The sequence below is a fragment of the Pseudomonas sp. LBUM1656 genome, from assembly GCF_059716065.1.
In genome coordinates this window covers 5322124-5345841 of the sequence record NZ_CP166800.1, presented here as the reverse complement: position 1 = coordinate 5345841, position 23718 = coordinate 5322124, and the positions used below count along the sequence as shown (strand labels likewise).

Annotated in this window: 22 protein-coding genes; 17 read left to right on the top strand and 5 right to left on the bottom strand. The window is 58.5% G+C overall.

From position 1 onward, the window contains the following. The first annotated feature begins 307 nt into the window (after positions 1–307). The 6 genes from ACA072_RS24110 to ACA072_RS24085 all read left to right on the top strand — a co-directional run bounded on the left by ACA072_RS24110 (position 308) and on the right by ACA072_RS24085 (position 9694). A complete protein-coding gene (locus tag ACA072_RS24110; RefSeq protein ID WP_497621058.1) occupies positions 308–2194 on the top strand; it encodes a DUF1302 domain-containing protein in 1887 nt (628 codons plus the stop codon). 28 nt (positions 2195–2222) lie between these two features. After that, on the top strand, positions 2223–3587 hold the full coding sequence (locus ACA072_RS24105; RefSeq protein ID WP_109634739.1) for a DUF1329 domain-containing protein: 1365 nt from the start codon (positions 2223–2225) through the stop codon (positions 3585–3587). Between the two features lie 370 nt (positions 3588–3957). Beyond that, a complete protein-coding gene (locus ACA072_RS24100; protein ID WP_497621057.1) occupies positions 3958–6696 on the top strand; it encodes a winged helix-turn-helix domain-containing protein in 2739 nt (912 codons plus the stop codon). Positions 6697–6783: 87 nt separating this feature from the next. Beyond that, on the top strand, positions 6784–7425 hold the full coding sequence (locus tag ACA072_RS24095; RefSeq protein ID WP_497621056.1) for an MBL fold metallo-hydrolase: 642 nt from the start codon (positions 6784–6786) through the stop codon (positions 7423–7425). 102 nt (positions 7426–7527) lie between these two features. After that, entirely contained in the window at positions 7528–8259 is a 732-nt protein-coding gene (locus ACA072_RS24090; protein WP_497621055.1) for a YiaD family glycine zipper/OmpA-like lipoprotein, read from the top strand. Between the two features lie 256 nt (positions 8260–8515). Beyond that, positions 8516–9694: an integrase core domain-containing protein gene (locus tag ACA072_RS24085; RefSeq protein ID WP_497621054.1), complete on the top strand. Its 1179-nt coding sequence runs from the start codon at positions 8516–8518 to the stop codon at positions 9692–9694. Positions 9695–9812: 118 nt separating this feature from the next. Here ACA072_RS24085 and ACA072_RS24080 read toward each other — a convergent pair whose 3' ends face one another. Continuing rightward, the gene (locus ACA072_RS24080) at positions 9813–10247 is read right to left on the bottom strand and encodes a Z-ring associated ZapG family protein (RefSeq protein WP_497621053.1); all 435 of its coding nucleotides are present in this window, start codon (positions 10245–10247) and stop codon (positions 9813–9815) included. A 144-nt stretch (positions 10248–10391) separates the two neighbouring features. On the opposite strand from ACA072_RS24080, the gene ACA072_RS24075 reads away from it, so the two are divergent. The 3 genes from ACA072_RS24075 to zapE all read left to right on the top strand — a co-directional run bounded on the left by ACA072_RS24075 (position 10392) and on the right by zapE (position 13587). Next, on the top strand, positions 10392–11021 hold the full coding sequence (locus ACA072_RS24075) for an alpha/beta hydrolase (RefSeq protein ID WP_497621052.1): 630 nt from the start codon (positions 10392–10394) through the stop codon (positions 11019–11021). A 24-nt stretch (positions 11022–11045) separates the two neighbouring features. Then, positions 11046–12401 (top strand): tryptophan--tRNA ligase, encoded by a 1356-nt coding sequence (locus ACA072_RS24070; RefSeq protein WP_497621050.1) that lies wholly within the window; start codon positions 11046–11048, stop codon positions 12399–12401. A gap of 91 nt (positions 12402–12492) precedes the next feature. Next, the gene (zapE, locus tag ACA072_RS24065; protein ID WP_131059449.1) at positions 12493–13587 is read left to right on the top strand and encodes a cell division protein ZapE; all 1095 of its coding nucleotides are present in this window, start codon (positions 12493–12495) and stop codon (positions 13585–13587) included. A 188-nt stretch (positions 13588–13775) separates the two neighbouring features. Here the strand turns inward: zapE and ACA072_RS24060 are convergent, their stop codons facing one another. After that, entirely contained in the window at positions 13776–14672 is an 897-nt protein-coding gene (locus ACA072_RS24060) for a GlxA family transcriptional regulator (protein WP_178082360.1), read from the bottom strand. A 245-nt stretch (positions 14673–14917) separates the two neighbouring features. On the opposite strand from ACA072_RS24060, the gene ACA072_RS24055 reads away from it, so the two are divergent. Next, the gene (locus tag ACA072_RS24055) at positions 14918–16054 is read left to right on the top strand and encodes an acyl-CoA dehydrogenase family protein (protein ID WP_461976673.1); all 1137 of its coding nucleotides are present in this window, start codon (positions 14918–14920) and stop codon (positions 16052–16054) included. A gap of 107 nt (positions 16055–16161) precedes the next feature. On the opposite strand, the gene ACA072_RS24050 is transcribed toward ACA072_RS24055, so the two are convergent. After that, positions 16162–17202, bottom strand: a complete 1041-nt coding sequence (locus ACA072_RS24050; protein ID WP_497621047.1) for an NADP(H)-dependent aldo-keto reductase — start codon at positions 17200–17202, stop codon at positions 16162–16164. Between the two features lie 245 nt (positions 17203–17447). On the opposite strand from ACA072_RS24050, the gene rplM reads away from it, so the two are divergent. From rplM to ACA072_RS24015, 7 genes are all read left to right on the top strand, one after another. Then, positions 17448–17876, top strand: coding sequence for a 50S ribosomal protein L13 (gene rplM, locus ACA072_RS24045; RefSeq protein ID WP_007905295.1), 429 nt, complete (start codon positions 17448–17450; stop codon positions 17874–17876). Between the two features lie 14 nt (positions 17877–17890). Next, positions 17891–18283, top strand: a complete 393-nt coding sequence (gene rpsI, locus ACA072_RS24040) for a 30S ribosomal protein S9 (protein WP_002555064.1) — start codon at positions 17891–17893, stop codon at positions 18281–18283. A gap of 267 nt (positions 18284–18550) precedes the next feature. After that, on the top strand, positions 18551–19144 hold the full coding sequence (petA, locus tag ACA072_RS24035) for a ubiquinol-cytochrome c reductase iron-sulfur subunit (RefSeq protein WP_497621045.1): 594 nt from the start codon (positions 18551–18553) through the stop codon (positions 19142–19144). Next, positions 19144–20355: a cytochrome b gene (locus tag ACA072_RS24030; RefSeq protein ID WP_083375773.1), complete on the top strand. Its 1212-nt coding sequence runs from the start codon at positions 19144–19146 to the stop codon at positions 20353–20355. Before petA ends, ACA072_RS24030 begins: the two co-directional genes overlap by 1 nt. After that, a complete protein-coding gene (locus ACA072_RS24025) occupies positions 20355–21137 on the top strand; it encodes a cytochrome c1 (protein ID WP_497330772.1) in 783 nt (260 codons plus the stop codon). The genes ACA072_RS24030 and ACA072_RS24025 overlap by 1 nt, the downstream gene beginning before the upstream one ends. A 150-nt stretch (positions 21138–21287) precedes the next feature. After that, positions 21288–21905, top strand: coding sequence for a glutathione S-transferase N-terminal domain-containing protein (locus tag ACA072_RS24020; protein WP_027922678.1), 618 nt, complete (start codon positions 21288–21290; stop codon positions 21903–21905). 16 nt (positions 21906–21921) lie between these two features. Beyond that, entirely contained in the window at positions 21922–22335 is a 414-nt protein-coding gene (locus ACA072_RS24015) for a ClpXP protease specificity-enhancing factor (protein WP_008155980.1), read from the top strand. Between the two features lie 142 nt (positions 22336–22477). Here the strand turns inward: ACA072_RS24015 and ACA072_RS24010 are convergent, their stop codons facing one another. Continuing rightward, positions 22478–23056, bottom strand: a complete 579-nt coding sequence (locus tag ACA072_RS24010) for a BON domain-containing protein (protein WP_462028635.1) — start codon at positions 23054–23056, stop codon at positions 22478–22480. Then, positions 23053–23646, bottom strand: coding sequence for a phosphoheptose isomerase (locus tag ACA072_RS24005; RefSeq protein ID WP_008025961.1), 594 nt, complete (start codon positions 23644–23646; stop codon positions 23053–23055). The genes ACA072_RS24010 and ACA072_RS24005 overlap by 4 nt, the downstream gene beginning before the upstream one ends. Positions 23647–23718 lie beyond the last annotated feature (72 nt).

The window sequence follows — 23718 nt, the reverse complement described above, 5'->3', positions numbered from 1 at the left end:
CAGCCCCACCAAGCAAGCGCTTGGCTTGTGAAATCCGAATTTTCAGCCATCCTTGCCGTGCCGACATGTGTCGGACTGGCGAAAGGACTGTTCCAGAGTGGCCGGCAGCTGCAAATCACACTTTAGAGGGATCAAGCTCTACTACCTGCTGGCTATAGTCCGCTCAAGGATTTTTAAGAACGGAGCACACGCACAAAACGGGGCGATGCAATTTTGGAGTGACTTCGGGACGCCTTGGCTCCCCGTCACCCACTACGTTTTTAGAAGTGCTAACTGCCATAACAATAATGCACATGGAGTAGCGTCGATGACATCAGTAAACAAGTTCTGGCGCCGGGCGAAATTGCCCCTGGCGGTCAGTCTCGCCTCTTCGCTCGCCGGGCCTGCATTCGGCGTCAGTTTCAACGTTGGTGAAATCGAAGGTCAGTTCGATTCTTCCCTCTCGATCGGTTCCAGCTGGTCTACCGAGAGCGCCAACAAGAACCTCATCGGCGTGAACAACGGTGGCCGTGGCTTGTCCCAGACCTCCGATGACGGTCACTTGAACTTCGAGAGCGGTAAAACCTTCTCGAAGATCTTCAAGGGCATCCATGACCTTGAATTGAAATATGGCGACACCGGCGTTTTCGTCCGTGGCAAATACTGGTACGACTTTGAACTGAAGGACGAAAGCCGTCCGTTCAAGGACATCAGCGACAGCAACCGCAAGGAAGGCGCCAAGTCCGCCGGCGGTCAGATCCTCGACGCCTTCGTCTACCACAACTACTCCGTTGCCGATCAGCCGGGTTCCGTGCGACTGGGCAAGCAGGTCGTGAGCTGGGGTGAAAGTACTTTCATCGGCGGCGGCATCAACTCGATTAACCCGATCGACGTGTCTGCGTTCCGTCGTCCGGGTGCCGAGATCAAGGAAGGCCTGATCCCGGTCAACATGTTCTATGTGTCCCAGAGCCTGACCGAAAACCTGTCGGCCGAAGCGTTCTATCAGCTGGAATGGGACCAGACCGTTGTCGATAACTGCGGCACGTTCTTCTCGCAGCCAGACATCGTTGCCGACGGTTGCGACACCAACTTGCGCGTGCTGAACAAGCGTTCGCAGATTCCAGCCGTTGCGCTGGGGCCATTGGCCGCCAACGGCGTTGATGTCAACCAGGAAGGCGTCCTGGTCCGTCGCGGTCCGGACCGTGATGCACGAGACAGCGGCCAGTGGGGCGCGTCCCTCAAGTACATGTTCGAGCCGCTGGACACCGAGTTCGGTGCCTACTTCATGAACTACCACAGCCGTGCGCCGATCTTCAGCGCCACGGGTGCGCCGCAGTCGGTCTATAACACCGCTGCTGCACTGCCAGGTCCGTTCGCCGCACTCGCACCGTTGCTGGTGGCGGGTAACTCGAAATACTTCATCGAATACCCGGAAGACATTCGCCTCTACGGCCTGAGCTTCTCCACCACCCTGCCTACCGGTACGGCGTGGAGCGGTGAACTGAGCTACCGTCCGAACGCGCCGGTGCAGCTCAACTCCACCGACATTCTGTTCGCCGGTGTACGTCCTTTGGGCGGCGCTCTGGGTAACGCTTCGCTGCTCTCTGCCCCCCCGGGTCAAGACCTGCACGGCTATCGTCGCAAGGAAATCACCCAGTTCCAGACCACCCTGACGCACTTCTTTGACCAAGTCATGGGCGCGAGCCGTCTGACCCTGGTGGGCGAAGTGGGCGTGACTCACGTCGGCGGCCTGGAAAGCACCTCCGACGTCCGTTATGGCCGCGATCCGGTCTACGGCCCGGGTGAATTGCCAGCCACTGGCACGGTGAATACGTGCGTGGCACTCAACACCAGCACCATCAACGGTGCCGGCCCGGGTACTCCGACCAACAACCGCAGCCGCAACTGCAACGACGAAGGTTTCACCACGTCCACTTCGTGGGGTTATCGCGGTCGGGCCATCTGGGAATACAACGACGTGTTCGCCGGTGTGAACCTCAAGCCGAACGTGGCCTGGTCCCACGACGTCAGCGGTTACTCGCCTGGCCCTGGCGGCAACTTCGAGGAAGGTCGCAAAGCAGTGAGCCTGGGCGTCGATGCCGAGTACCAGAACACCTACACCGCGAGCCTGGCCTACACCAACTTCTTTGATGGCAAGTACACCACCGTCGATGACCGCGACTTCGTTGCGCTCAGCTTCGGCGTGAACTTCTAAGCACTGTTTTTTCAGGACGAACACACATATGAAAATAACAAAGAGTCTGTTCCACGCCGGTGTTCTGGGGCTTTCGCTGCTGGCGACCAGCGTCATGGCAGCCGTGCCTGCCGCCGAAGCGGACAAACTGGGCAAGAGCCTGACGCCGATGGGCGCCGAGATGGCGGGCAACGCCGACGGTTCGATCCCGGCCTGGAAACCGATGGCGAAAAACGCCGGCACCGTCGACGGCAAAGGCTTCCTGTCTGACCCGTTCGCCAGTGAAAAACCGCTGTTCACCATCACTGCGCAGAACGTCGACCAGTACAAGGACAAACTCGCTCCGGGCCAGTACGCGATGTTCAAGCGCTACCCGGAAACCTTCAAAATGCCGGTTTACCCGTCCCATCGCGGCGCGACCGTGCCGGATGCCGTGTTTGCCTCGATCAAGAAAAACGCCACCAGCACCAACCTGGTGTCCGGCGGCAACGGTCTGGAGAACTTCGAAACCGCCGTACCGTTCCCGATTCCGAAGACCGGCGTTGAAGTCATCTGGAACCACATCACCCGCTATCGTGGTGGCAGTGTGACCCGCCTGGTAACCCAGGCCACGCCGCAGCCGAACGGCTCGTACAGCCTGGTGTACTTCCAGGACCAGTTCGTGTTCCGCGACAAGATGAAGGACTACGATCCGGCGAACCCGGGCAACATCCTGTTCTACTTCAAGCAGAAAGTGACTGCGCCGGCACGTCTGGCCGGTGGTGTGCTGCTGGTGCACGAAACCCTCGACCAAGTGAAAGAACCACGCTCGGCGTGGGTCTACAACGCCGGTCAGCGTCGTGTACGTCGCGCACCACAAGTGTCCTATGACGGGCCGGGTACCGCAGCCGATGGCCTGCGTACCTCCGACAACCTGGACATGTACAACGGCGCGCCGGATCGCTACGACTGGAAACTCGAAGGCAAGAAAGAGATGTACATCGCCTCCGACAGCTACAAGCTCGACTCGCCGCAACTCAAGTACGACGACATCATCAAGGCCGGTCACATCAACCAGGACCTGGCTCGCTACGAGCTGCGCCGGGTCTGGCATGTGGTTGCCACCCTGAAGGAAGGTCAGCGTCACATCTACGCCAAGCGTGACTTCTACATCGACGAAGACACCTGGCAAGCGGCGGTGATCGACCACTACGACGGTCGTAACCAACTGTGGCGTGTGGCGGAAGCTCACTCCCAGAACTACTACAACGTTCAAGTGCCTTGGTACACCCTGGAAACCTTGTACGACCTGCAATCGGGCCGTTACCTGGCGCTGGGCATGAAGAACGAAGAGAAGTCGGCGTATGACTTCGGCTTCACTGCGACCACCAGCGATTTCACACCCGCTGCGCTGCGTCAGGACGGGGTTCGTTAACCTGCACTGAACAGAGGCCGCATCCTCGAAAAACGCCCCGACTGGTTCGGGGCGTTTTTTTTGCCGTTCGCTGTAGCAGCTGTCGAGCCTGCGAGGCTGCGTTCGGCTGCGCAGCAGTCGCTAAACCGCAATCCTCGGTCTTCCTGAAATAGGTAGTCGCCTGACTTCACGACTGCTGCGCCCGAGCCGAACGCAGCCTCGCAGGCTCGACAGCTGCTACGAGACCTGTGTGGTTGTCGGGTTTGGCCGACACCTTTGCATGTATTCTTTTTGTAGCCATTTGTAGCAATAACCTTCATTCCCTCTTCGTTTACCGATAGTCTGCGGACATCTGCAACGCCGCCATCCGCAATTCAAACAAGAGCCGGCCATGACTGATCTGTCCCCACTCCCGGGCCCTGCAAGCGTTGCCGTCGCGGCACTGGACGGGCGCTTTTTTCGGCCCCCGTTGCCCGACGGCCATGTGCTGCGGCCTCGTCTGTGCGAGCGCCTGAGTGCCGGTCTCGGTGGCAGGCTGTTGCTGGTCAGCGCACCCGCCGGGTTCGGCAAGAGTTCATTGGCGGTGGAGTTCTGCCAGGGGCTGCCGGCCCATTGGCACAGTCTGTGGCTAGGGTTGAGTTCTCGGGACAGCGATCCGGGGCGTTTCCTCGAGCGCTTGCTCGAAGGTCTTCAGGATTACTTCCCGACGCTCGGCAGCCAGGCCCTGGGCCTGCTGAAAATGCGCCAGCGTCATCAGCCCTTCGCCTTCGAAGAATGGCTGGACGGTTTACTTGATGAGCTGGCCATCCACCTTTCGCCGATGACGCCTTTGCTGCTGGTGCTGGATGACTATCATCTGGCCCAGGGTCCGGTGCTCGATCGCTGCCTGCAATTTTTCCTCAATCATTTACCCGATGGCTTGCTGGTCATGGTGACCAGTCGCCAGCGTCCGGACTGGCACCTGGCGCGCTTGCGCCTGTCGCGGCAACTGCTCGAGTTGCATGAGCAGGACCTTCGGCTGACCCACGATGAAGCCCTCACGTTGCTCGATCGGCACAGCAGTTCATTGCGTGGCGAGGCACTGGAAAACCTGATCCAGCGCAGCGAAGGCTGGGTCGCCGGTCTGCGTTTTTGGTTGCTGGCGGCGTCCGAGGCAGGCACCGACGGTGCGTTGCCACAGTCATTGCATGGCGGGGAAGGGCTGATTCGCGACTACTTGCTCGAAGAAGTCATCGATTGCCTGCCTGCCGAAGTGCAGTCATTCCTGTACGACACCGCGCCTCAGGAGCGTTTTTGCAGCGAGCTTTGCGACGCGGTTCGCGAAGCCCATGACAGTGCCGAAATCCTGCGTTTTCTCCAGGCGCACCAAGTGTTCCTGGTGCCGCTGGATGAACACGGCCACTGGTATCGCTATCACCACCTGTTTTCTGACCTGTTGCGGACCCGGCCCACCAGTCAGTCGATCGTGCCGGCCGCCAGCCTGCATCTGCGCGCCTGTCGCTGGTTCAATGCACAAGGGCTGCTCGACGAGGCGGTAGAGCAGGCGTTGCGCGCGGGGCATCTGGACGTTGCGGCGAACCTGGTGCAAAACCTCTCTGAAGAGCAACTGCTCGCCGAACAAAACGTCGGCATGCTGCTGCGCTGGAAAATGGACTTGCCCGACAGCCTGCTGATCAGCACGCCGCGGCTGATCGTGCTCTACAGCTGGGCGTTGGGGCTGGCCTGTCAGTTGGACGCTGCGGAGGAACTGGCGGCCCACTTGAGTCGCTTCCTGCCAGCCCCGTCGGCCACGGCGCAGAAGTCCATGCTGGCGCAATGGTTGGCCCTGAGTGGCATCATCGCCCGGGGACGAGGCCATCGCGCACTCACGCAACTTTACTGCACCGAAGCACTGGAGAGCCTGCCGGCCAAGCGCTACGGGCAACGGCTGATGTGTCTGTCGACCTTGTCCAACCTGGCGATCGCCGACGGCGACCTGTGGCGTGCCCGCAGTTTGAACCGCGAATCGCTGGAATTGGCACAACGGGTCGGCAATCCGTTGTTCGAAGCGCTTGCCCATTACGATCGCGCGCGTGTGCTGCAAGCGCGGGGGGAAATCCTGCGCTCGTTGCAGGAAGTCCGTCAGGGCTTGCAACGTCTGCAAGGGTTATCCCCGCAACGGCTTTACGCCGTGCGTGCACGCCTGACTTTGTACGAGGGTTTTTTGCTGGCCGTGCGCTTGCAGCCACAAGCCGCGCGGGCCCGTTTACAGGCCGGACTGAGTGAAGCTCGAGCCTGTCGGGATATCAGCGTATTGATCGGCCACTGCGTGATCGCCCGGCTTGAGGGCAGCAGCGGCGAGTTCGCCAAGGCTTTCGCCGAACTCGCCGAAGCTGAACGCCTGATGCACATCTGGGACGTGCCGCCGATTTACTACCTGGCGATGATCACCCTGGTCAAATGCGAACTCTGGCTGGCCCAGGGGCGTACCGATCTGGCCGAGGCCTGGCTGGCACGACTGGGCCAGACCTACAACGGCGACCATGCGGCAGCGCCGCCGGAATTTCATCCACAATTGCCACTGCATATCGAATTGCAGCAAGCCTTGCTGGAGGTGATCCAGGGGCAACCGATGCTGGCCGAGGGGCGTTTGAACGCGCTGCTTGAGCATGGCCAGAAATCGGGACGGCAAATGCTCAGCGTGATGGCGCTGACTCAGAAAATCACCCTGTTGCTGGCGGTCGGCCGTGAGCCCGAGGCCCGCAAGGCGCTGGTTCAGGCGCTGGAAGCGGCCAACGGCGGCGTCCTGCAACCATTCGACGCGTTGCTGACCGAACACCCGGACTGGCTGCGCGGGCAGCTGCAACTCTGTGCCCCGACGGTGATTTCGCAGAACCTCGCCGAAAAACTTCCGGTCATGAACGCTCGCCCGGCACTGGAGGCATCCCCTGGCGCGGAACAGCTCAGCGCCCGTGAGCTGGCCGTCCTGCACCTAATCGCCCAAGGTTGCTCGAACCAGGAAATCAGCGATCAGCTGTTCATCTCGCTGCACACGGTCAAGACCCACGCCAGCCATATCAACAGCAAACTTGGGGTTGAGCGGCGCACACAGGCGGTGGCGCGAGCTAAAGAGTTGGGCGTGCTGCGGTAGCGCATTTTCAAGATCTGCAGGGCCACAAAAAGACTTGATACGGTTTTGTGCCAAAATTGCCCATCCCTGTTTTCCGAGCATGCCCCGATGTCCCAGCAGCCCACCCTGATTCGCGAAACCTTCCCCGTCGGCCCGTTGCAGTGCAATTGCACCATCATCGGCGACCCGATCACCAGAAAAGCCATCGTGGTCGACCCGGGCGGCAACCACGAATTGATCCTCGCGCGCCTTGATGCCTTGGGCTTGAAGGTGGTCAGCATCATCCATACCCATGCACACCTGGATCACTTCCTGGCTTCCGGTCAGTTGAAGGAAAAAACCGGCGCCACTCTGCATCTGCATAAAGACGATCAATTCCTCTGGGACAATCTGGAGATGCAGTGCCAGATGTTCGGTGTGCCTTACACGCCGGTGCCGTCGCCGGACCGCTGGTTGGCCGACGATGAAGAACTGGCCTGTGGTTGTGGCGTGGCGTTGCACACGCCGGGTCATACGCCGGGTTCCATGAGCTTTTGGTTTGCCGAGGCCAAGCTGCTGATTGCCGGTGACACCCTTTTCCGTCGCGGGGTAGGGCGTACGGATTTGTGGGGTGGCGATCAGGCGACGATAGTGAGATCGATCAAGCAGCGGCTGTATACGCTCGACGAAGAAGCGACGGTCGTGACCGGGCATGGTCCGGACACGCGCCTGGGCGATGAAATGCGCGAGAACCCGTTTGTGCGGGCTTAAATGTAACCGACGGAATTTTCGTCGGCCAAAATGATCCAACACCCGCAAAGGTCCAATGCCTTTGTCCGTTGCACCCCAGAATGCAAAACGTAGGAGCTCTTCATGTTCACCAAGCAGCGTTTGATTATTGTCGCTACGGCTGTGGCCTTGCTGTCTGGCTGCGCCTCGCCTAACCCTTACGACAATCAGGGCCAGGCCGACGGTGGCTCCACGGGCATGAGCAAAACCGCTAAATACGGTGGCCTCGGCGCTCTGGCTGGCGCCTTGGCTGGTGCCGCCATCGGTCACGATAACCGTGGCAAGGGCGCGCTGATCGGCGCGGCCGTCGTGGGTGCTTCCGCTGCGGGTTACGGCTACTACGCCGACCAGCAAGAGAAGAAGCTGCGGGCAAGCATGGCCAACACTGGTGTCGAGGTGCAGCGTCAGGGTGACCAGATCAAGCTGATCATGCCGGGCAACATCACGTTCGCTACCGATTCGGCGAATATCGCGTCCAGCTTCTATCAGCCGCTGAACAATCTGGCCGGCTCGCTCAAGGAGTTCAGCCAGAACCAGATCGAAATCGTCGGCTACACCGACAGCACGGGGGCTCGTCAGCACAACATGGACCTGTCCCAGCGTCGTGCGCAGAGCGTGGCGACTTACTTGACGTCGCAAGGCGTGAGCGGTGCGAACCTGTCGGCTCGCGGTGCCGGGCCGGATAACCCGATTGCCAGCAACGGCGACGTCAATGGCCGGGCGCAGAACCGTCGGGTCGAGGTCAACCTGAAGGCGATTCCGGGTCAGCAGTATGGTGCTCAGCAACAGCCGGGTACGGTTCAGCAGTACCCATAATCGTCTGATTGAACCCCAGACGTAAAAAAGCCCGCCCGATCCTCAGCAGATCGGGCGGGTTTTTTTGTGTCGCCGGTTCTGGCCCCTTCGCGAGCAAGCCCGCTCCCACAGTGTTCTGTGTCCATCACAACAATGTGGCAAAGCACAAATCCCTTGTGGGAGCGGGCTTGCTCGGGTAGAAACCGGAGACATCCTTTACGTTTTAAACCGGAGACATCGTTTACAGGTATGAAATACGGTCAGGAGGTGCCTGACCATGCCCTGGAATCGAGAGTCCCCAATGGATCAGAGAGTGAAACTCGTAGGCGACTGGATGTCCGGCGCCTACTCCAAATGTGAGCTGGCACGGCATTACGGTGTCAGCCGGCCCACTTTGGACAAGTGGTTGGCTCGCTATGCTGAATGTGGCATCGACGGGCTCAAAGAGCTGTCCAGACGTCCGCACCACAGCCCCCATCAAATCAGTGAGCATGTCCTTGAGTTGTTGATCGCTTATAAGCGCGAGCATCCGAGTTGGGGGCCTGAGAAGTTGGTTCACAATCTAAAAAAAGCGCACGCAGAGCTGTCTTGGCCGGCGCTGAGCACCGCTGGCGAATGGCTCAAGCGTGCAGGTCTGGTGCAAAAGCGACGATTCCTTAATCGCCCACCGACGGGCCCTATTCCGTTACGCGAAGCCACGGAGCCCAATCAAACATGGGCGGCGGATTTCAAAGGCGACTTCGCCCTGCAATCAGGTCAGCGCTGCTTTCCCTTGACGATCTCCGATCATGTCAGCCGATTCCTGTTGCTTTGTCGGGCGCAAAGCAGTGTGGCTGGGGCGCGTGAAGGATTTGACTGGGCCTTTCGAGAGTATGGGTTGCCCAATGTCATTCGCACGGATAACGGCTCACCCTTTGCCTCGACCGGCGTGTCGCGCATCTCCAGTTTGGCGGCCTGGTTCATACGCTTGGGCATCTATCCTGAGCGTATCCAGCCCGGACGTCCTGACCAGAATGGCCGCCATGAACGAATGCACCGAACCCTCAAGGCTGCGCTGCTTAAGACACCTGAACATAACTTGGTACAGCAGCAGTTGGCGTTTGAACGGTTTCGCCACGAATACAACTACGAGCGCCCTCACAAGGCACTGGCAATGAAGGTTCCAGCGGATGTTTACGTGCCATCCAGCCGCCTCTACGACGGACATGTGCCGGAGGTGAATTACCCTTCACAGTTGCTGGTCAGGAAAGTCCGGCAAAACGGCTCAATGAAGTGGAAAGGCAGAATGGTATTTGTCAGCGAATCGCTGGTGGGTGAGGCACTGGGGCTGAAGGAGGTGGAAGATGAAGTCTGGGAAGTGTATTTGTGCGATTACCTTTTAGGTCGTTTGAAAAGCGGTGAAAACCGCCTTTCAAACTCACAAAAACGTAAAGGATGTCCCCGGTCTCGATTGTAAAGGATGTATCCGTTTCTACATCGCGAAGGGGCCAGAACAGGCGATGAAAACTTCAAAATTAAAAAAGCCCCCGGACAATTACTCATCCGGGGGCTTTTTCATGTCGCGCGAAACCTGATTACTTCTTCAGGCCGTAATGTTCATCGAGCATGCCCGGCGCGTTCGGGGCTTTAGGGGCGTAATCGCGAGGCGGCTCCTGATTGCGCGGTGGCGTCAGGCGTTCCCGTGGAGCCTGCGCCGCATCGGCGTGCAGGGCGGCCAGCAAGCGTTGACGGGTCTGCTCGTCCAGGGCCAGGCGGTTGGCGCCCTCGGCGAGGTGATCCTGCACTTCCTGATAGCTGGCAGTCAGCTTCTTGACCAGTGTTGCAGTGCTGTTGAAGTGGGTGACCACCTCGTTCTGATAACTGTCGAAACGTTCCTGAACGTCATCCAGCTGACGTTGCGTGCTGCTAGGCGCAGCATTCGGCACCAGGCGAGCGATCAGGAAACCAATGGCGACACCCACAACCAGGGCAAGAGTCGGCAACAACCAAACTAAGAGCGAGTGTTCCACGAGTCCTTCCTCTATAAACGGCTTTGCTTTACGTTAACGGCTCGAACCTGCGCTGTATACCGCGATTCACTCGCAATAGATTGGCACAGACAATTTGCTAGACGAGTCGACCCGATTCGAGGTCACGGAGTTCCTTCCTTGCTTATGCGCGAAACCCCTGTAGTGATTGATGGCCCGGTCGGCCAACTGGAAGCCCTTTACCTTGATAGCGAGCAGCCCCGCGGCCTGGCGCTGATCTGCCATCCGAACCCGGTTCAGGGCGGCACCATGCTCAATAAAGTGGTCTCGACCTTGCAGCGCACGGCGCGCGATGCCGGGTTGATCACTTTGCGTTTCAACTACCGTGGCGTCGGTGCCAGCGAAGGCTCGCACGATATGGGCACTGGCGAAGTCGACGACGCCCAGACCGTTGCCGAATGGCTGCGGGCCAAGCACCCGGACTTGCCGCTGACCTTGTTCGGATTCTCCTTCGGCGGTTTTGTTGCAGCAAGTCTCGGCGGACGCCTGGAAGCCAAGGGCGAACAGCTCAAGCATTTGTTCATGGTGGCACCAGCCGTCATGCGCCTGGGCGATCAGGATCAACTGCCGCAGCACGGCGAATTGACCCTGATCCAGCCGGAAACCGATGAAGTGATCGATCCACAACTCGTTTACGAGTGGTCCGACAAGCTCGAACGTCCCCATGAGCTGCTGAAAGTGGCAGAATGCGGACACTTTTTTCATGGCAAGCTGACTGATCTCAAGGATCTGATCTTGCCGCGCCTATCGAATTGATTGCAGTCTGACAAGCGATTACCCATGACGACTCGTACCCGTATCCTCACCGGCATCACCACTACCGGCACGCCGCACCTGGGCAACTACGCCGGTGCCATCCGCCCGGCGATCCTGGCCAGCCGTGACAGCAATGCCGATTCGTTCTACTTCCTGGCCGACTACCACGCCCTGATCAAATGCGATGACCCGCTGCGCATCCAGCGCTCGCGTCTGGAAATCGCCGCGACCTGGCTGGCCGGTGGCCTGGATGTGGACCGCGTGACTTTTTATCGCCAGTCCGACATCCCGGAAATCCCCGAGCTGACCTGGCTGCTGACCTGCGTCGCCGCCAAAGGCCTGCTCAACCGCGCTCACGCCTATAAGGCATCGGTGGACAAGAACGTCGAAACCGGCGAAGACCCGGATGCCGGCATCACCATGGGCTTGTACAGCTACCCGGTGCTGATGGCTGCCGACATTCTGATGTTCAACGCTCACAAGGTGCCGGTCGGTCGTGACCAGATCCAGCACGTGGAAATGGCCCGTGACATCGGCCAGCGCTTCAACCATCTGTTCGGTCAGGGCAAAGAATTCTTCACCATGCCCGAGGCGCTGATCGAAGAAAGCGTCGCGACGTTGCCAGGCCTCGACGGTCGCAAGATGTCGAAGAGCTACGACAACACCATTCCGTTGTTCAGCAGCGCCAAGGAAATGAAGGACGCGATCTCGCGGATCGTCACTGACTCCCGCGCGCCGGGCGAAGCCAAGGATCCGGACAACTCGCACCTGTTCACCTTGTTCCAGGCGTTCGCCACGCCGGCACAGTCCGACGAATTCCGCAGCGAATTGTTGCAAGGTCTGGGTTGGGGTGAGGCAAAGAATCGTCTGTTCCAGTTGCTGGACAGCGAGCTGGGCGAATCCCGCGAGCGTTATCACCAACTGATCGAGCGCCCGGCCGACCTGGAAGACATCCTGCAGATCGGCGCCAAAAAGGCCCGTTCGGTCGCCACGCCGTTCCTCCACGAACTGCGTGAAGCGGTCGGCTTGCGTTCTTTCGTCGCTCAGACCCAAGTCGCTGCAACGACCAAGAAGAAAGCCGCGAAAGCCGCGCGTTTTGTCAGCTTTCGCGAAGAAGACAGCAGTTTCCGCTTCCGTCTGCTGGCGGCCGATGGCGAGCAACTGCTGCTGTCGCGCAACTTCGCCGACGGCAAAACCGCAGGCCAGGTGACCAAGCAACTGCAATCGGGCCAGCCATTGGATGTGCGCAGTGAAGACCGCAGCTTCAGCGTCTGGCTGGAAGGCGAATGCGTGGGCGACAGCCCAACTTTTGCTGATAACGCCTCTCGCGACGTGGCCATCGACGCCCTGCGGGTTGCGATGACGCCGGTTCAGGAATAAATCAACGGCTCGGTCCGACCAAGGGCCGATTGCCATTCCCACGGGCCGTCGCTACAGTGACGGCCCGTTTTTGTTGCCTTGCTAACGAATTATGACGCCCCTAGAACGATATCAAGCTGATCTGAAACGCCCGGAATTCTTCCATGACGCCTCGCAGGAAACTGCGGTGCGCCATTTGCAGCGCCTGTACGACGATCTGGTCGCGGCGTCGAACAACAAGCCGGGCCTGCTCGGCAAACTGTTTGGCAAGAAAGAACAGGCACCGGTCAAGGGTCTGTATTTCTGGGGCGGCGTGGGCCGTGGCAAGACTTACCTGGTCGACACCTTCTTCGAAGCGCTGCCGTTCAAGGAAAAGGTCCGCACTCACTTCCACCGCTTCATGAAGCGCGTGCACGAAGAAATGAAGACCCTCGGTGGCGAGAAGAACCCGCTGACCATCATCGCCAAGCGCTTCTCCGACGAAGCCCGGGTGATCTGTTTCGATGAGTTCTTCGTGTCCGACATTACCGACGCGATGATCCTCGGCACGCTGATGGAAGAACTGTTCAAGAACGGCGTGACCCTGGTCGCGACTTCGAACATCGTGCCGGACGGTCTGTACAAGGACGGCCTGCAGCGTGCGCGCTTCTTGCCGGCGATTGCGCTGATCAAGCAGAACACTGACATCGTCAACGTCGACAGCGGCGTCGATTATCGTCTGCGTCACCTTGAGCAAGCCGAGCTGTTCCACTTCCCGCTGGACGAAGCCGCGCATGAAAGCCTGCGCAAGAGCTTCCGCGCCCTGACCCCGGAATGCACGGCTGCCATCGAGAATGACGTGCTGATGATCGAGAATCGTGAGATTCGCGCGCTGCGTACCTGCGATGACGTGGCCTGGTTCGACTTCCGCGAACTGTGCGACGGCCCGCGTAGCCAGAACGATTACATCGAACTGGGCAAGATCTTCCACGCCGTGTTGCTCAGCGGTGTCGAGCAGATGAGCGTCACCACCGACGACATCGCCCGACGCTTTATCAACATGGTCGACGAGTTCTACGACCGTAACGTCAAGCTGATCATCTCGGCTGAAGTCGAGCTCAAAGACCTCTACACCGGCGGTCGTTTGAACTTCGAGTTCCAGCGCACGCTTAGCCGTCTGCTGGAAATGCAGTCGCACGAATTTTTGTCCCGGGCGCATAAGCCGTAGGACTATTCGGAAAATGAAAAAGGGCCTGCAAATGCAGGCCCTTTTTTTATGCCCAAATCTTCTCATTCACCACATACCATGTGGGAGCGGGCTTGCTCGCGAAAGCGGTCTGTCAGTCGACGACAATGTTGAATGTCAGTCCGTATTCGCGAGCAAGCCCGCTCCCACATTGGATTTGTGTCCTGCCCTTAAGCAGCTTGCTGAAACTGCTGCCGATACTGGTTCGGCGACAACTCGGTGTGCTGGCGGAACAGCCGCGCGAAGAAGCTCGCATCGTCGTAGCCGACTTCATAACTGATGGTCTTGATGCTCTTGCGGCTACCCGACAACAAACCCTTGGCCGTCTCGATGCGCAAGCGTTGCAGGTAATGCAGCGGCTTGTCACCGGTGGCAGTCTGAAAGCGGCGCATGAAGTTGCGGATGCTCATGCCGTGTTCGCGGGCGACGTCTTCGAAGCGGAATTTGTCGGCGAAGTGTTCTTCGAGCCAGTGCTGGATCTGCAGGATGATCACGTCCTGGTGCAACTTCTGGCCGCCGAATCCGATGCGTCCTGGTGAGTAGCTACGCTGCACTTCGTAGAGAATGTCTCGCGCCACCGCTTGCGATACGTTGGCGCCGCAGAAGCGTTCGATCAGGTAGATGTAAAGATCACACGCCGACGTCGTGCCGCCTGCGCAGTACAGGTTGTCGGCGTCGGTCAGGTGCTTGTCCTGATTGAGCTGAACCTGTGGGAAGCGTTCGGCAAAGGCATTGAAGAAGCGCCAGTACGTGGTCGCTTCCTTGCCATTGAGCAGACCGGCTTCGGCGAGCCAGAACACCCCGGTCGCCTCGCCGCAAAGCACCGCGCCGCGAGCGTGTTGCTGACGCAGCCACGGCAGCACCTGTGGATAACGTTGGCACAGCGTATCGAAATCGTCCCAGAAGGCCGGGAGGATGATGACGTCGGCATTTTCGAGGCCGCCGTCCACCGGCATGATCACATCGCTGAAGCTGTTCACCGGTTTGCCGTCGGGGCTGACCAGCCGGGTTTCGAACGCCGGAGTCAGGCCCTGACCCAGTTGTTTGCCATAACGCAGGCTGGCCAGGTGGAAGAAATCCTTGGCTTGCATGAGGGTGGAAGCGAAAACCCGGTCGATAGCCAGGATGCTGACGCGCCGCAAGGGCGTGGAGACTTGGTTAGACATAATTCAACTTTATTCTTATAGGGGAAAGTGGTCACCAGACGGCTGGATCGTCTTATTTTTTGTCTGATGTGTCCAGTGTCCTGTATCGGATGCGAGGCTTAGTCTCTGAAGGTCAACTCCTTCCAACAATTAACGACAGGTGCCGCATGATCCCCAGAACCTTGTTCAGTTCCGAGCACGAATTGTTTCGCGACAGCGTGCGAACGTTCCTCGAAAAAGAGGCCGTGCCGTTTCATGGGCAATGGGAGAAACAAGGCTACATCGACCGTAAACTCTGGAACAAGGCAGGGGAGGCGGGGATGCTCTGTTCGCATCTGCCGGAGGAATACGGCGGGCTGGGGGCGGACTTTCTCTACAGCGCAGTGGTGATCGAAGAGGTGGGGCGACTGGGTCTCACCGGGATCGGTTTTTCTCTGCATTCGGACATTGTGGCGCCGTACATCCTGCATTACGGCAGTGAAGCGCTGAAGCATAAATACCTGCCGAAACTGGTGTCCGGCGAGATGGTAACGGCCATTGCCATGACCGAGCCGGGTGCCGGTTCTGACCTGCAAGGGGTGAAAACCACCGCCGTGCTGGATGGCGACGAGTACGTGATCAACGGGTCCAAGACGTTCATCACCAACGGCTATCTGGCTGATCTGGTGATTGTCGTGGCCAAGACGGATCCGAAGGCGGGCGCGAAGGGCACCAGCCTGTTTCTGGTCGAGGCCAACACCCCGGGTTTCGACAAGGGTAAGCGCCTGGAAAAAGTCGGCATGAAGGCGCAGGACACTTCGGAGCTGTTCTTCCAGGACGTACGGGTACCGAAGGAAAACCTGCTGGGGCAGGCGGGCATGGGCTTCGCTTACCTGATGCAGGAATTGCCTCAGGAGCGCCTCACTGTGGCCATCGGCGGACTGGCTTCGGCTGAAGCTGCGTTGAAATGGACGCTGGATTACACCCGTGAGCGCAAGGCGTTCGGCAAGGCGATTGCCGACTTCCAGAACACGCGCTTCAAGCTGGCGGAGATGGCCACTGAAATCCAGATCGGCCGGGTCTTCGTTGATCGCTGCCTGGAGTTGCACCTGCAAGGCAAGCTGGATGTGCCGACGGCAGCGATGGCCAAGTACTGGGGCACCGACCTGCAATGCAAGGTACTCGACGAATGCGTGCAGCTGCATGGCGGTTACGGGTTCATGTGGGAGTACCCGATCGCCCGGGCGTGGGCGGATGCGCGGGTGCAGCGGATTTATGCGGGGACCAATGAAATCATGAAGGAGATTATTGCGCGGTCGCTTTGATTTTGCGGTGACTGGACTGACGCCTTCGCGAGCAAGCCCGCTCCCACAGGGGAATGCGTTCCAAATGTGGGAGCGGGCTTGCTCGCGAAGGCTTTTTTATCGGGCGCTCAAGGAGCCGGGTTCGGGTGATCCTTGTGAATCGCCTCAATCCCCTCCAGCACTTCGTCGGAAAGTATCAGCTCGAAGCTGGCGAGGTTGCTCTCCAACTGCTCCATGGTTGTGGCACCGATGATATTGCTGGTCACGAACGGCTGCTGGGTGACAAACGCCAGCGCCATCTGTGCCGGGTCCAGGCCGTGTTCACGAGCCAGCGCCACGTAACGGCTGCATGCGGCTTCCGACTGTGGGTTGAAATAGCGGCTGAAGCGGCTGTAGAGGCTCAGGCGACCTTTCGGCGGACGCGCACCACCTTCGTACTTGCCCGACAGGAAACCGAACGCCAGCGGCGAATAGGCGAGCAGGCCGCATTGTTCGCGGATGGCGATTTCCGCCAGGCCGACTTCGAAGCTGCGGTTGAGCAGGTTGTACGGATTCTGAATCGAAACGGCGCGCGGCCAGCCACGGGCTTCGGCCAGGGCGAGGAAGCGCATGGTGCCCCACGGTGTTTCGTTGGACAGGCCGATGTGGCGAATCTTGCCGGCCTTGACCTGCTCGTCCAACGCTTCGAGGGTGTCTTCCAGTGGCGTCAGATTGGCCTCGGTCTGGTGTTTGTAGCCCAGCTGACCGAAGAAATTGGTGCTGCGTTCCGGCCAGTGCAGTTGATAGAGGTCGATGTAGTCGGTTTGCAGGCGCTTGAGGCTGGCGTCCACGGCTTCGGTGATGTGCTGGCGGTTGTGCCGCAGGTTTTTATCGCGGATGTAATCGATGGTGTTGCCGGGGCCGGCGATCTTGCTGGCCAGGATCCAGTCGGCGCGATCACCGCGGCTTTTGAAGTAATTGCCGATGTAGCGTTCGGTGGTGGCGTAGGTTTCGGCCTTGGGCGGCACCGGGTACATTTCGGCGGTGTCGATGAAATTGATCCCGGCGCCCTTGGCCCGTTCGATCTGGGCGAAGGCTTCAGCTTCAGTGTTTTGCTCGCCCCAGGTCATGGTTCCGAGGCAGAGGGCACTCACGTTCAGATTGGTTCGGCCTAGCTGGCGATAGTCCATCGGGTGCTCCTTGGGCAAAACAATCATAAAAGCAGGTTGAAATATTTTTCGCAATCTGCATAATTGCGCACCTCTTTCTGCAGTGGAAGTGATGCGCCGCCGCCGAAGAATCTTGCCGTTGAACGGACGCGCCGACCCGAGCCCCCGAAAGCGTCTGTATCCGGCTGCCTTTGACTTGTCAAAGTACGCACTATTCAGTAAGATCCGCCGTCTAATTTACAGGGCGGCCCCTGAGGCTATAAAGAATGAAAACTTTTACTGCTAAACCGGAAACAGTACAGCGCGACTGGTTTGTCGTCGACGCTGCAGGTCAGACCCTGGGTCGTCTGGCCACCGAAATCGCGAGCCGTCTGCGTGGCAAGCATAAAGCTGAGTACACTCCTCACGTTGACACCGGCGATTACATCGTCGTTATCAATGCCGAGCAGATTCGTGTAACCGGTGCTAAAACCACCGACAAAATCTACTACTCCCACTCCGGTTTCCCGGGCGGCATCAAGTCGATCAACTTTGAAAAGCTGATCGCTAAAGCCCCTGAGCGCGTGATCGAGACCGCGGTCAAAGGCATGCTGCCTAAGAACCCACTGGGTCGCGACATGTATCGTAAGCTGAAAGTCTATGCGGGCGCTGTACACCCTCATACTGCTCAGCAGCCCCAAGAACTGAAGTTTTAACGGAATAGTTCATTATGTCGGCGACTCAAAATTACGGCACTGGCCGTCGCAAGACCGCAACCGCACGCGTTTTCCTGCGTCCGGGTACTGGTAACATCTCCATCAACAACCGTTCGCTGGATAATTTCTTCGGCCGCGAAACTGCCCGCATGGTAGTTCGTCAGCCGCTGGAATTGACTGAGACTGTCGAGAAGTTCGACATCTACGTCACCGTGATCGGCGGTGGTGTAAGTGGTCAAGCTGGCGCAATCCGCCACGGTATCACTCGCGCACTGATGCAGTACGACGAAACCCTGCGTGGCGCTCTGCGCAAAGCTGGCTTCGTTACTCGCGATGCTCGTGAAGTTGAACGTAAGAAAGTTGGTCTGCGTAAAGCGCGTAAGCGTCCGCAGTACTCGAAGCGTTAATTCGCTTTCGCGTTCAAAAAGAACGCCCAGTTTCCTCGCGAAGCTGGGCGTTTTTTTATGGGCGCGATTTATCAAAGAATTGCGCTGTGACAACTTGCCACAGCCGCAGAGCCCCTATACTGCAAGGCTTGGCAGTGGAGCCCCTCGGTAATTACCTTGTCAGAATTGGGGCTTTTCATTACCATTCGGCAAAATTTTTATAAGTACACAGATTTACTTAGTAGACGCCTGATTTAACAGGCCACAAAGCTGATGGGAGAGGACTGAATGAGCAATGACGGCGTGAATGCAGGCCGGCGTCGCTTCTTGGTAGCAGCCACATCCGTGGTGGGTGCTGCAGGAGCGGTGGGGGCTGCGGTCCCGTTCGTGGGGTCATGGTTTCCCAGTGCCAAGGCGAAAGCCGCAGGTGCACCGGTGAAAGTGAATGTCAGCAAAATCGAGCCAGGCCAGCAGATGATTGCTGAGTGGCGCGGTCAGCCGGTGTTCATTGTCCGCCGTACCGAGGAAATCCTGGGGAATCTGAAAAAGATCGAGGGCCAGCTATCTGACCCGACCTCCAAGAACTCGACACAACCGACCTATGTCGACCCGGAAACGCGTTCGATCAAGCCAGAAGTTCTGCTGCTGATCGGTATCTGCACGCACCTGGGTTGCTCGCCGACCTTCCGCCCAGAAGTGGCACCTGCGGATCTGGGCAAGGACTGGGTAGGTGGTTATTTCTGCCCATGCCACGGTTCCCACTACGATCTGGCTGGCCGCGTCTACAAGTCGCAACCTGCGCCTTTGAACCTGCCAGTGCCCCCGCATTCCTATGAAACCGATGACATCATTATCATTGGCGTCGATACGGAGAAAGCGTGATGAGCAAGTTCATGGATTGGGTTGATGCGCGCTTTCCCGCCACCAAAATGTGGGAAGACCATCTCAGCAAGTACTACGCCCCGAAGAACTTCAACTTCTTCTATTTCTTTGGCTCCCTGGCACTGCTCGTTCTGGTCAACCAGATCGTTACCGGTGTCTGGCTGACCATGAGCTACACCCCGTCGGCGGAAGAAGCGTTTGCTTCCGTCGAATACATCATGCGCGACGTCGAGTACGGCTCGATCCTGCGTATGTTGCACGCGGTCGGCGCTTCGATGTTCTTCATCGTGGTTTATCTGCACATGTTCCGTGGCTTGCTCTACGGTTCGTACCAGAAGCCGCGCGAGCTGGTGTGGGTCTTCGGCATGCTGATCTACCTGGCGCTGATGGCTGAAGCCTTCATGGGTTACCTGCTGCCGTGGGGCCAGATGTCCTACTGGGGTGCCCAGGTGATCATCTCGCTGTTCGGTGCGATCCCGGTCATCGGCAACGACCTGACCCAGTGGATTCGTGGTGACTACCTGATTTCCGGGATTACCCTCAACCGCTTCTTTGCGCTGCACGTTGTGGCCCTGCCGATCGTGATTCTCGGTCTGGTGGTGCTGCACGTCCTGGCGTTGCACGAAGTCGGCTCGAACAACCCGGACGGCGTCGACATCAAGAAACACAAAGACGAAAACGGCGTACCGCTGGACGGCATTGCCTTCCACCCGTACTACACCGTGAAAGATATCGTCGGCGTGGTGGTGTTCCTGTTCATCTTCTGCTCGATCGTGTTCTTCTTCCCGGAAATGGGCGGCTACTTCCTAGAGAAGCCGAACTTTGAAGTGGCGAACGCCTTCAAGACGCCAGAACACATTGCTCCGGTCTGGTACTTCACGCCGTTCTACGCGATTTTGCGGGCGGTTCCGGACAAGCTCCTGGGCGTTATCGCCATGGGTGCGGCCATCGCGGTGCTGTTCGTCCTGCCATGGCTGGACCGCAGCCCGGTCAAGTCGATGCGCTACAAAGGCTGGCTGAGCAAAATCTGGCTGGTGGTGTTCTGCGTTTCGTTCGTGATCCTCGGCATTCTGGGTGTTCTGGCCCCGACGCCAGGCCGTACGTTGCTGTCGCAGGTCTGTACCTTCCTGTACTTCGCCTACTTCATTCTGATGCCGTTCTACACCAGGCTCGAGAAGACCAAACCGGTTCCGGAAAGGGTGACTGGCTGATGAAAAAGCTATTTGCTGTACTGATTCTTGCTGCCATGCCTGTCCTGTCCTTCGCGGCCGAACACGGTGGTCCCGAGCTGGAAAAAGTCGACATCGACGTTTCTGACAAAGCGGCCATGCAGGACGGCGCGCGTACGTTCGCCAACTACTGCATGGGCTGCCACAGCGCCAAGTTCCAGCGCTACGAGCGTGTTGCCGATGACCTGGGCATCCCGCATGACCTGATGCTCTCGAAGCTGGTGTTCACCGGCGCCAAGATTGGCGACCACATGAACATCGGCATGCAGCCGGCAGACGCCAAGACCTGGTTCGGTGCGGCACCGCCCGACCTGACCCTGGTCGCTCGCGTTCGTGGTACTGACTGGCTCTACGGTTACCTGCGTTCGTTCTATGAAGACCCGTCGCGTCCCTGGGGCGTGAACAACAAGGTCTTCCCGAACGTCGGGATGCCTAACGTTCTGGTCGGCCTGCAGGGTCGTCAGGTGGTAGGCTGCAAACAAATTCAAATCGTCGAAGACGGCAAGAAGCAATACGATCCGCTGACCGGTACGGCTCTGACTCATGAGGCGTGTGACCAGCTGACCGTGTTGCCGAAGACCGGCACGCTGAACGCAGAGCAGTTCGACGAGAAGGTCAAGAATCTGGTGACCTTCCTGGCCTATTCGGCCAACCCGGTGAAGCTGCAGCATCAGCGCATCGGTACCTATGTGTTGCTGTACCTGGCGTTCTTCTTCGTATTCGCTTACTTGCTCAAGCGTGAATACTGGAAAGACGTCCATTGATAAAGCTGTAAGCAATTGCTGTTAATCGCACGCGCCCAGGGGCGTCTCTGAAGGTGTAACGAGTCTGGTGATCCAGACGTTACGGGAGGCGTCCTCTGGGCGTGTGCGTTTTTCCGTTTCCGATAATTTCAACAAGCGAGGAGGACCGCCATGGGCGTGACCAATCGGTTGGCCTGTTACTCCGACCCCGCCGACCACTATTCCCACCGAGTGCGCATCGTACTTGCAGAGAAGGGTGTCAGCGCAGAGATCATTTACGTGGAAGCTGGTCGCCAGCCGCCTAAACTGATTGAAGTGAACCCTTACGGAAGTCTGCCCACCCTGGTCGATCGTGACCTGGCGTTGTGGGAGTCGACCGTGGTGATGGAATATCTGGATGAGCGTTACCCGCACCCGCCCTTGCTGCCGGTTTATCCTGTGGCGCGTGCCAATAGCCGTCTGCTGATTCATCGTATTCAGCGTGACTGGTGTGGTCTGGTGGATCTGATCCTGGATTCGAAGACCAAGGAAGCCGCCCGCGTCGTGGCTCGCAAAGAGTTGCGTGAAAGCCTGACTGGCGTGTCGCCGCTGTTCGCCGACAAGCCGTTTTTCCTCAGTGAGGAACAAAGTCTGGTGGATTGCTGCCTATTGCCAATACTCTGGCGTTTGCCGATTTTGGGTATTGAACTGCCGCGGCCTGCCAAGCCGCTGCTTGATTACATGGAGCGCTCGTTTGCGCGTGAGGCTTTCCAGGCGAGTCTGTCTGGTGTCGAACGCGATATGCGCTAAGGCTTAAGGAGCCGCTATGAACTCCAGTCGACCTTATCTGGTCCGCGCGCTCTACGAGTGGATTGTGGATAACGATTGCACCCCGCACATGCTGGTCAATTCCGAGTATCCGTCGGTGCAGGTGCCTCAGGGTTTTGCCAGTGACGGACAGATTGTCCTGAACGTATCACCGGCTGCCGTGCGTCATCTGCACATGGATAACGAAGCGGTCAGCTTCGAAGGGCGCTTCGGTGGCGTGCCACACACCCTGTACGTGCCTATCGCATCGATCCTGGGTATTTACGCCCGGGAGAATGGCCAGGGCATGGTGTTTGATCTGGAATCGCCTATGGAAGACGAGGAAGAGATCGAGCCGGATGATGATATTCCGCCACCCGACAGCGAACCGCCGCGTCCCAGCGGTCGACCCAGTTTGAAAGTGGTGAAATAAAAAAAGGCGATCCGCAAGGATCGCCTTTTTTGTGCGCGCAATCCATGTGGGAGCGGGCTTGCTCGCGAAAGCGGAGTGTCAGTCAACATCATCGTTGAATGTTAATTCGTCTTCGCGAGCAAGCCCGCTCCCACAAAGGACGTCAGTCGATATATTCGAACAACTTCACAATCTTCTGCACGCCGGAAACACTCTGCACCAGATTGGTAGCCTGCGCCGCTTCCTGCTTGGTCAGCAGACCCAGCAAATAAACGATGCCGTTCTCGGTGACGACCTTGATGCGCGAGCCCGGGATGTTCGGGTCGGTGAGCATCTGGGTCTTGATCTTGGAAGTCAGCCAAGTGTCGTTCTGACGGGCAAGGAAGCCGGAAGGCGGCAGCACTTGCAGTTCGTTATGCACCTTCTTCACGCGCTGGACCGCGGCGGCGGCCTGTTCGGCCTTGGCCTTGAGGTCGGCAGTCGGTGTTTGTCCGGCGAGCAGCACGACACCGTTGAAGCTGGTTACGACGATGTGTGAGTCATTGTCCAGGGCAGGATCGGCCTTGGCGACGTTCACGCCGACCTTGGTGTCGATCAGGGAGTCGTCGATCTTGCTGCCGAAGGTGCGCGTACCGCGGTCATCTTCAATCGGCGCTTCACGGCTGGCGTTCACCACCGATGTGCAGCCGCTGATGCCGAGGCACAGGGTCAAGGCCAGAAGGCCTAGGCGATTAGGGGTCATTCTTCACTCCCGAACAGTTGGCTGTCGATCAAATCGCAAAGGCAATGGATCGCCAGCAGGTGGACTTCCTGAATACGTGCGGTGACGTTGGCCGGTACGCGAATCTCGACGTCCTCAGGCAATAGCAGCGACGCCATGCCGCCGCCATCGCGACCGGTCAATGCTACGACAATCATTTCGCGATCATGTGCGGCCTGGATCGCTTGAATTATGTTCGCCGAGTTGCCGCTGGTGGAAATCGCCAGCAATACGTCACCCGGCTGACCGAGGGCGCGGATCTGTTTGGAGAAGATTTCGTTGTAGCTGTAATCGTTGGCGATCGAGGTGATCGTCGAGCTGTCGGTGGTCAGCGCAATGGCTGGCAGGCTCGGACGTTCGCGCTCGAAGCGGTTGAGCAGCTCGGACGAAAAGTGCTGGGCGTCACCGGCAGAGCCGCCGTTGCCGCAGGAAAGCATTTTGCCCTCGTTGAGCAGGGCGTTGACCATCACCTGGCTGGCTTGCTCGATGTGCGGTGCAAGTACGTCCATCGCCATTTGCTTGGTATCGATACTGGCCTGAAAAAGCTGGCGAATTCGGGATTGCATGTCCATCTGTGTGACCTTAATTAGCGCGGCTACTCGGCACATGAATGTGCAGCCCGCAAAGCAAAGAGCAAAAGTGTT